The organism is Globicatella sanguinis NBRC 15551 (assembly GCF_001552295.1).
Taxonomy (GTDB): Bacteria; Bacillota; Bacilli; order Lactobacillales; family Aerococcaceae; genus Globicatella; species Globicatella sanguinis.
This window is the reverse complement of the sequence record NZ_BCQX01000101.1, coordinates 1-8543: the sequence shown is the minus strand read 5'-3', so window position 1 is coordinate 8543 and position 8543 is coordinate 1. Positions and strand designations below refer to the sequence as shown.

General features: G+C 32.7%; 8 protein-coding genes. All 8 read right to left on the bottom strand.

What is annotated here, in order from left to right:
* Nucleotides 1-671, bottom strand: a 671-nt coding sequence (locus GSA01S_RS08170) for a transposase family protein (RefSeq protein ID WP_169792691.1), incomplete at its 3' end; no start/stop codon positions are given.
* 355 nt (nucleotides 672-1026) lie between these two features.
* Nucleotides 1027-1644, bottom strand: coding sequence for a streptococcal pilin isopeptide linkage domain-containing protein (locus GSA01S_RS08165; RefSeq protein ID WP_066126502.1), 618 nt, complete (start codon nucleotides 1642-1644; stop codon nucleotides 1027-1029).
* Nucleotides 1631-2425 (bottom strand): class B sortase, encoded by a 795-nt coding sequence (gene srtB / locus GSA01S_RS08160; protein ID WP_066126500.1) that lies wholly within the window; start codon nucleotides 2423-2425, stop codon nucleotides 1631-1633. Before srtB ends, GSA01S_RS08165 begins: the two co-directional genes overlap by 14 nt.
* 31 nt (nucleotides 2426-2456) lie before the next feature.
* On the bottom strand, nucleotides 2457-3449 hold the full coding sequence (locus GSA01S_RS08155; protein WP_066126499.1) for a DUF7601 domain-containing protein: 993 nt from the start codon (nucleotides 3447-3449) through the stop codon (nucleotides 2457-2459).
* A 23-nt stretch (nucleotides 3450-3472) separates the two neighbouring features.
* Complete coding sequence (lepB, locus tag GSA01S_RS08150; protein WP_066126497.1) at nucleotides 3473-4048, bottom strand: signal peptidase I; 576 nt, start codon at nucleotides 4046-4048, stop codon at nucleotides 3473-3475.
* Complete coding sequence (locus GSA01S_RS08145; RefSeq protein ID WP_157064808.1) at nucleotides 4041-4208, bottom strand: hypothetical protein; 168 nt, start codon at nucleotides 4206-4208, stop codon at nucleotides 4041-4043. The genes lepB and GSA01S_RS08145 overlap by 8 nt, the downstream gene beginning before the upstream one ends.
* Nucleotides 4209-4243: 35 nt before the next feature.
* Nucleotides 4244-7327, bottom strand: coding sequence for a vWA domain-containing protein (locus GSA01S_RS08140; protein WP_066126493.1), 3084 nt, complete (start codon nucleotides 7325-7327; stop codon nucleotides 4244-4246).
* A gap of 502 nt (nucleotides 7328-7829) precedes the next feature.
* Complete coding sequence (locus GSA01S_RS10800) at nucleotides 7830-8009, bottom strand: GHKL domain-containing protein (protein ID WP_157064807.1); 180 nt, start codon at nucleotides 8007-8009, stop codon at nucleotides 7830-7832.
* Nucleotides 8010-8543 lie beyond the last annotated feature (534 nt).

The window sequence follows — 8543 nt, the reverse complement described above, 5'->3', positions numbered from 1 at the left end:
AAAAATGCTTGTGTTCGGTTTTCTAAGACATCTACTACAATATGTTTGTGATTATCCATTAAAATACACGACATAGCAGCCTTCACATTCTTCACGGATTTAAATTCATCAATCGCGATATGTTTAGGGAGTGATGTGGGCTTGGTATTATATTGATAACTATAAGCTTTCAATTGACGTAGTACTGTATGCGACGACACATTCCAGGTTTCAGCAATATCTTTGATAGGTTTCGTTTTACCTAATTCTTGAAGAATCATTACTTTTAAAGGTGATGAAATGGTACAGTGCTGTTTGGTTAAGTTAGTTTGAGAAACCGTTGTTTTTTGACAATGTTTACAAAGGTATCGTTGTTTAGTCAGTTTAAGATAAGCAGGTTGAAGGTTATATTGTCCAATTAGGATGACGGTCCTATAAGATCCATAATCAATCATATCTTCCGTTCCATTATTACTACTACCACAATGAGGACACGCTTTAGGCGGATTCTTTAGAGTACCTGTAACGGTTAATACTTTTTTAAAGGCTTTTGAGACAGGAAGCATTTTTTTAGTAGAACTTTTAAATTGATGAACGGAGAAATAGCATTCTTCTTCAAAATCATTCTGTTCTATATTGATATTAAGGTCTTCCATTCCTAGTAAAATTTTAGTATTATTGTATGTAGCCATGTGATTTCCTACTTTCTATATTTTTGTGTGCAACTTAATTATAGAGGAAATCACGGGCTTTTTGTATATAAAAATAGTGCTGGTGATTTCTACACCAACACTAAAAATTATAGAACCTGATTTCTGCACCAACACTAAAAATTATAGAACCAAAATTAAACACTGCCTACGCCTGTTCTAAAAAAAAATATCAACCAAATTATTTTTTAATGCATTCGCCACAGTTAATAATTATAGATCCATAAAATGTAAATCCAATACTAACAGTCAAAAAAGGAATACAGACTGAACATCGTAATATAATAACGAAATTCAGCCTGTATTTTTATTATTTTTCCCCATATTAGTGCTAGTTTTATAATTTCTTTGTTTTGTTGAAGACAAGATAAAGACCTGATAGAAGCAAGATAACTTGGAAGAATACCACACCTAGATTTTGACGCTCACCAGTCTCCGGTAGTTTCTCCTTAAACTTAGGAGGTTTTTTAACTGGCGGTGGGAATTCATTGGTGAAAGTTATCTTGGATACTTTCTCCTCGATTCCTTGTTTCTTGACTACAAAAGTCGAAACGATTTCGTCAGTTTCCACATCTCTTTGTACTACTAAGTCGACTAGATAAACGGTATAATCGTATTTCACACCTTTAGTGGAACCTGCTTCTTGGTAAATTTTATAAGAATAGATTCCTACCGGTGGTAATTCTGGCCAATCAAAGAAAGTGTCTTGGCCGTGTTTTACAGGTAAATAACCTACTTGCCCTGAATTAGTTTCTGGAAGGGGGCTTTCTTCATTTTGTTTTTCGATCCATACTTTGAATGTCTCAGTGACATCCTTAATTTCTTTAGGAACAACGATGACATCAATTGGTAACCGAGTTCCTTCAGCTGCTTGTACTTGTCTCATGAATCCAAGGAAATTAATTACCAATAAACTTAAAATGAAACCAAGTGTAACTTTTTTATTCAGTTTCAATGGCGTCACTCTCCTTTGTATTAGACTCCTTCATAATCGTGATTAAGATTGTTCTAGCCTGAGTATATTCGGAAGAACAGGTAGTTAGCGTTAATATTCTCTGATTGGTAAAAGCTATATCTTGGTCGAAATCCTTGAGGGCTTGTGGATTGGTATAAATCGCTTCTTCCGAGATAAATTGCTCTAAACCTGTTAAATCATCCATCCACATATCTGGATTGAAGATTTCATCTGAATTAGAAGGTACTAGTAGAACCGCATAAACGTCTAAATCATAAGCCTTATCTGGTGTTATTAAACTCCCTGTTAGATGATCATTGAAATATTCCTCATCTTTAAAATTCTTAACATCACCAAACATTTTCCCTTCCACCATATCATGTCCATAGAGGAGAGAATAATTATCAGTAAAGTCTGGAGAATTTCGTGTATCCAAAAAGATTGAACCAGCTAAGGCAAAGTTACCAAATACGTCTTTGTTGAGATAAGCTAAATTATCTTCCCCTTGAACCACTGGATAATCAATACCCGTCCCATCAATTTCCACCCAAGCCTTCACATCTTCGTTAATTTTTAATAACTCTTCAAAAGAAGGACCTGGATTTTCCTTGTTTGGTTTATATTCCAAGAGTTGATATAAAACATCATCTACCGCTTGAATAATTTGTTGGTTATCCCATAAGGCGTATGTGGCATAAACTAAACTGAGAGTTAAAACCAAGACAACGATGACATTTAGGAAACTATTGACTGTATCGATAATTTTCTTCTGTAACCTCATTGCTTGGTCTCCTCTCTTAATTTATTGAAAATTAGTTTAAATGGTTATTTTGACGTTTTTTGAATAGAAAGAATCCAAGACCAGCAATAGCCAATACTAATAATACGATGTATGGAAGGTTTTCGATGATAACGCCGGTAGGGATTAATTGATCTTTAGTATTAGTGATAGTTACTTCATCATTCTCTGTATTTTCAATTGAACCTTTACCATCATTAGTAATCTTTGGTGTTTGATAATCATCTGGTTGTTTTTCTGAGATTGTGTAAGTGGTACCTTTAGGTAAGTTGCTTAACTTAATAGTCTGACCGTGTTTAATTGTTAAATCACTAATAGTTGCAACACCATTATCAAATGTAATTTGCTTATCTTCACCATCAACTAGAATTGTAGAAGTAACGTTTAATCCTTCTGGAGCATTTAAAGTAATCGTAATTGGGAACTCCCGATCACGTTCACCAAGGTTACCTTTAACCTCTTTCTTAACTTCTAGGGATCCCGCTTCATATTTGTTTTGGAACGGTGTATCAGTTTTTCCTTCATTAATATCAGTTTCTTCGGTAGGTAATGTAGAATAAATTACAGAACTTGTGCTGAATGAACCATCATCGTTTTGCGTCACATAAACTCTTAAATAAGCAGTGCTATTATCATAAGTTACACCAGCGGTAGTACCAGTAGTTTCTTTTATTTCATATGTATATACCCCAACTGCTAAATATTCTGGTAATGTAATCTTAACAGGTAATGTATCATTAGGATTTGTTGAATCAAAACTTGTAGTACCTATTGTGGCTGTTGGAACATCCGTAACTGTAGAATCAGTAACTCCTACAGCAGAAATAGTAAATTTAAACTCTTCTGCAGGTGCTTTTGCAGTATCACCCTCTTCTACGTATTTCTTATTAAATGTAATTTCATTTCCTGTTTGTGCTAATGACGTTTCTTCCTGAGCAAACACTCCAGTAATCGATGATCCTAATAAGGCTAATAAAGTTATTCCTTTTAATAATGTCTTTTTCATTGTAATCTCTCCTAAATATTTTTTTATAATCCACGGCGTCTCAACAAAGTTATTACTTTTCCTAAAATATCCTCTTTCGAAATAGGTCCAAAGTCTCGACTGTCTTCTGTTTGAATTCGATAATCTCCAAGTATATAATATTGGCCTTCATTTAAGATGATTTCAGTAGCTTGACCTGGTCTTGGACTAGTGGCGAAGAAGATATCTCCTCCTTGAACCGTTCCATTGACTCGAACATTGCCCTGTTCATCAAAACTTAAATAATCACCCTCTCCGGCCAAAACTCGGCCATAGTATTTTTTGCCATTATGCTGGTAATATACGATATCCTCAGGTAAAAAATCATTGTTTATGCGAAAGCCTATCAGTAAATCCCCGTCTTTGACGCCAGGGTACATGCTAGTGCCAGTCATCCGATTGATAAAGAAAAACTGGGTAAAGACTAACCAACCTATCAAGACCAAGATAATAATTCGAAAGAGTAATTCCTTGGTCTGCTGGTTGACTAGCGCTTTGCTATAACGTTTCTGGATAACATCTCCAATTGTTAATGATTTTCCTTTATTTTTACGCCTTCTGCGTTGATTTTTTCTAGACACGACGATTTCTCCTAGACTGCTCATCTAACAATGCTCGATAATAAATCTCTTGGTCATGAAAGGCTTGTTGGTAAAGCCGATTTAATTCATTTATCTTCTTCCATAAATCTGCTTCATTAACTCCACCCATCAGTTGTTTACGAAATTTTACATTTTCCAACCAAGATTGCACTTCCGCTAAATTTTCACTTTGTTCTATTGCAGTCCCTCCTCATTCTTATGTTGATAATAGTAGACAATTCCTACAATTAAAATTACCAACGTCAAAATTACAAGTAATATCATATAAGGTTTAAGATCATCGTGAATCCCCGTTGCGATTTCTTTATCTTTAGTATTAGTTACAATAATTTCAATCGCATTTTTGTTCACATCAATTTCACTTAAATCTAGATTCTCAACCTTCTCAGTAGGTTTTCCATTTATTTGATATGTCACATTATATCCCTCAGGAACATTAATTTCTGCAAGGTTTAATACAGCATCGCGAGGAAGAGTCAATTCTTGAGATTCATTATGTTTTAATGATTTTAATCCCAGTTCTTTCGCATCATTATGATGTCGTCGAGTGTAACTACCTTTAAAATTAAACTCTCTCTCTCGCTCTCCCATATTTCCAGAAACTTTCTTTGTCAGTTTAATTTTTATCGGTTTTATTTGATTGATAACTTCCAAGGTGAAGTCGTTGATTCCTTCAGAGTTATTTTGTGAATTTATGCTTAATTTATTTCCTTCATTTCCATTGATTTTGTAACTGATATTATAATCATCTAGTGGAATAGATTTTCCATCTTTACTGATGATAGTTGTTTCTAATAATTGATAATCACCTGGATTAAATGGAGGAAGAAAATATTGATATTCTATATTCGCCTTAATATCTGAATCAATATCAGTTTCTCCCAATTTAAAACGATATTTATCTTCACTATAATCGACATTTCCATCTATATCTAGTAATGTTTTCTTAACTTTCATTAATACAGGATTTACTTGCGGTGAAGTAATCTCAACACGTTTATTTTCGTTACTTTGACTATCAGTATAATTTAATACAGTTGATTTATTAGTTTCAAATAGTTTTTGTTCGTTTGTCACGTCTTTTAACATATCAGGTGTAACTTCTACTGTATATTTTAATGTAGCTCTTCGATATCCTGGACGATTTGCTTTATCAACTTCTGGCATCCCATTAATATCCCACGAGATGGATTGATTTGTTGTAGCACTTTTAGGAATTAAATTAGCAGTTCCAGTATTAACCTCTATATTTGAAATATCACCTTTAACTTCAAAACCTAATCCCATCTCATCATTTACTTTCGCTGTTGAGAAAACAGGTTGAGATTGAATCGAATCAGCAATGGTGTCATAAATTCCTTGTAAAGCACTAGGATCATTTGTAGAGAAAGCCATTCCTTCGTTCGCCATTTGATTTAAAATATTAGTTCCAATATCTCCAGCTCCAACGGCTATAGTATATAGACCGTTTATTCCACTAGCTTTTGCAATTTGACTTTCACGAATGGCTGCATCACCATGGTTGTAATAAGTTAAGTTAACTGGTGTATATTGGTAGTAACCAAACCATGCATCCCAAGTTCTATCCACCGGATAAAACAGATTTGAATAACCAATCAAACTAATAGGATAACTATCGCCATTATAATTGGTTGAGCCTAATATTGACCCGCCATTACCGATTTTTTGCCCATAATAAAATGTTGTCTGATTTGAATAACTAACATAATTATTATTATATGTATATTCTCCAGCAATAAAAAATCCACCGTTTTGATTCCTATATGTCCCGTATCTTTTTTCTGTTTTACGTTCCAAACCGTAGGTTCCAGTTACGGGAAGATAAGAAAATGTTGGTTCCCCATCCGATAAGAGAACAATATATTTTCGGTCTGCCGTTGAACCTCCTATTAAATTCTCCGCTTGTTTTAATCCACCTTGAGTAAAAGTTCCTCCCCCTGCACTAATATTATTAATACTAGATTGTAAAGAATAATTGTTGTTTGAAAAACCACTATCTATTCGTGCATCACTCGCAAATGAAACAATTGAAATTCTTGAATTGGTTGGATCTTTATCCAATATTTGTGTCACGAAGTTTTTAGCTGACTCTTTGGCATTCGTCATTCTATTACCAGCCATACTTCCTGACCTATCGATGACTAATACAATATCCGTCTTCAAATCTTTACGATAGTCTTGTGCTTCTACCTCTACTGTAATCTCCCATGTATTTAAATGAGTCGTGGAAGGAACTGCTGTCTTATTTGTTCTAACTTCTCCAGGCTGAAGTTCATCTGCTTGGTGAATATTTGCCCTCGTCATAGATCTCGATCTAAAAAAAGTATAGTTCTGAGTAAATGGACCTAACTCACCTGGTTGAAAATATTGCAACGAAACAGGAGTTGGTGAACCATCCGTTGGCAACATATTATCAATACCTGGTGCTATTCCACCCGGTTCTCCAAATAATTCATGAATACTTAACAATCCCAGCACATTTGAAGATGAAAGGTGTAATGAAAGATTTGTAGGTGACTCTGAATTCCCATTATGCTCCAATTCATTAATCATTCCATCGCTTGTTTGCTGATATACTTTAGTTTGTAAAATAGGCTCTTCGAATAATAAATTACTTATCTGTATTTCCAAAGGTTTCAAAGGTTCCACTTTTTCTCCTGATTGGTAAAACTCGATATTTAAAAATTTAATCGAAGCTTTAAAAACTTCTGGGTTAATATCAAATATATATTGAGCTATTGGATCAGCTAAGGCAAAATCTTCTGCATTTTCTGGTTCTAACTCTCTGACTCTTAATTCAATAGGTTCGTCAGATTCAGAAAAATCTGATTGCATAACCTTCACAGTAATTGAAATACCACTATTAGTAACACCAGTTAATATTACTTCATGATCTTCTGCCGATGTAGTTTCTTCAAGCGTAGTCTCAGTTGTTTCACTTTCTTCACTTGAAGATTCCAGACTCGTTTCTACATCATTAACCGCATCCGTCTCTTCTGTACTGGTGTCTGATTCTAAAGCAGCCTCTTGATCATTGACGGTCTCATTAATATCTGTTTGAGGCGGATCAACAGTTATAGTTGTCGATTCCTGATAAGCCTCGGTTGTATTATTCTCTACCGTCGATTCCTTAATTTCTTCAGAAAAAACTGTTAAATAATGACCTTGGTTGGTAAATAACAATACAAATACAAGGAAGAATTGTATCATCTTTCCAATCAACTTTTTTTCTTTCATGATTTTCCACCCCACATGTAATATTATTTTATACTCAAAATATATAAAAAACTTAAAAAGTTTGAATCCGAATATATCAACTTAATATTATCATAAATATTTTTTGCACTCAATGGACAAAATGCTGATAAATAAATCTTTCTCTGAAAAATTATATCTATGTTTTCAAATGTTATTTCAAAATTAATTTTGTTTTCGTTTATTCTTAATTCTCTTTACTCATTTTTAATTTTTAATTATTGTTTAAATTTGGTCGGTTTTTACAATACCGTTCTCTCCATTGCGTCTTTTGGGTTCTTGATTCATAATTTTGGGACTCTAATCCCCAGACATCTTAGATTAAAATATAGTCAAACATATTAATAAAAGAATCCCTTCTGTGCTATTCAATTAACCATATCAGAAAGGGATTCTTATTTCGGCGTTCATATAGGTAATATAGCAAACAAAAAATAATAGTGGTAAAGTCAACCTTAACAAACCATTTTATAAATTTTATAAATTATTCTGTAATTAATTTTATTTTGAAGACAAATGTCCGCTCATTATTTTCGACTGCATAGTCAATTCCATAATTTTTGAGTAACATTTTGATGATATATAATCCTAAACCATGACTATCTTCTTTATTCAAATCAAATTTGATGTCCATTAGCGGTTTTAAATCAACTTCCTTTAACATGATTAAAGTTTTGTTTCAATAGATTTAAGGAAAATTTATAAGTTTTATTTATAAAGTGCAATAAAAATACATTCAAAAATAATAAGATGCTTTGTGAAAATCTTATCGAAAACATTTTTCTTACGCTATGTCATTTAGCAGCTTTTTATTACTACCATTATCAATTAATCCCATTTATATATTGTTAAAATACGGTTTATTGATTTCTTAAGACCTTCAATATAATTGATTATTTAATGTAGCTCCTCTTATTACAAATACTCTTTTTATAATTTACAATGAAATAAAAATAATATTTTTCATCACAATTATATTTCAAATTCTAAACAACAATAATAATATTAGATTACTTCCTTTTTAGCTCATATTATAAAATAGGTGTCGTTTCAAAGAACTTGTGGTAATTGGCTAATTATAAAATGTTTTATAATTTAATCTTTTACGATATTAATAGTAGTACAAATATTGTCTCATTAAACTTTTGATTCTTTCTATATCATAACCTTATTCATTATACAATTGTTATCGTATCTG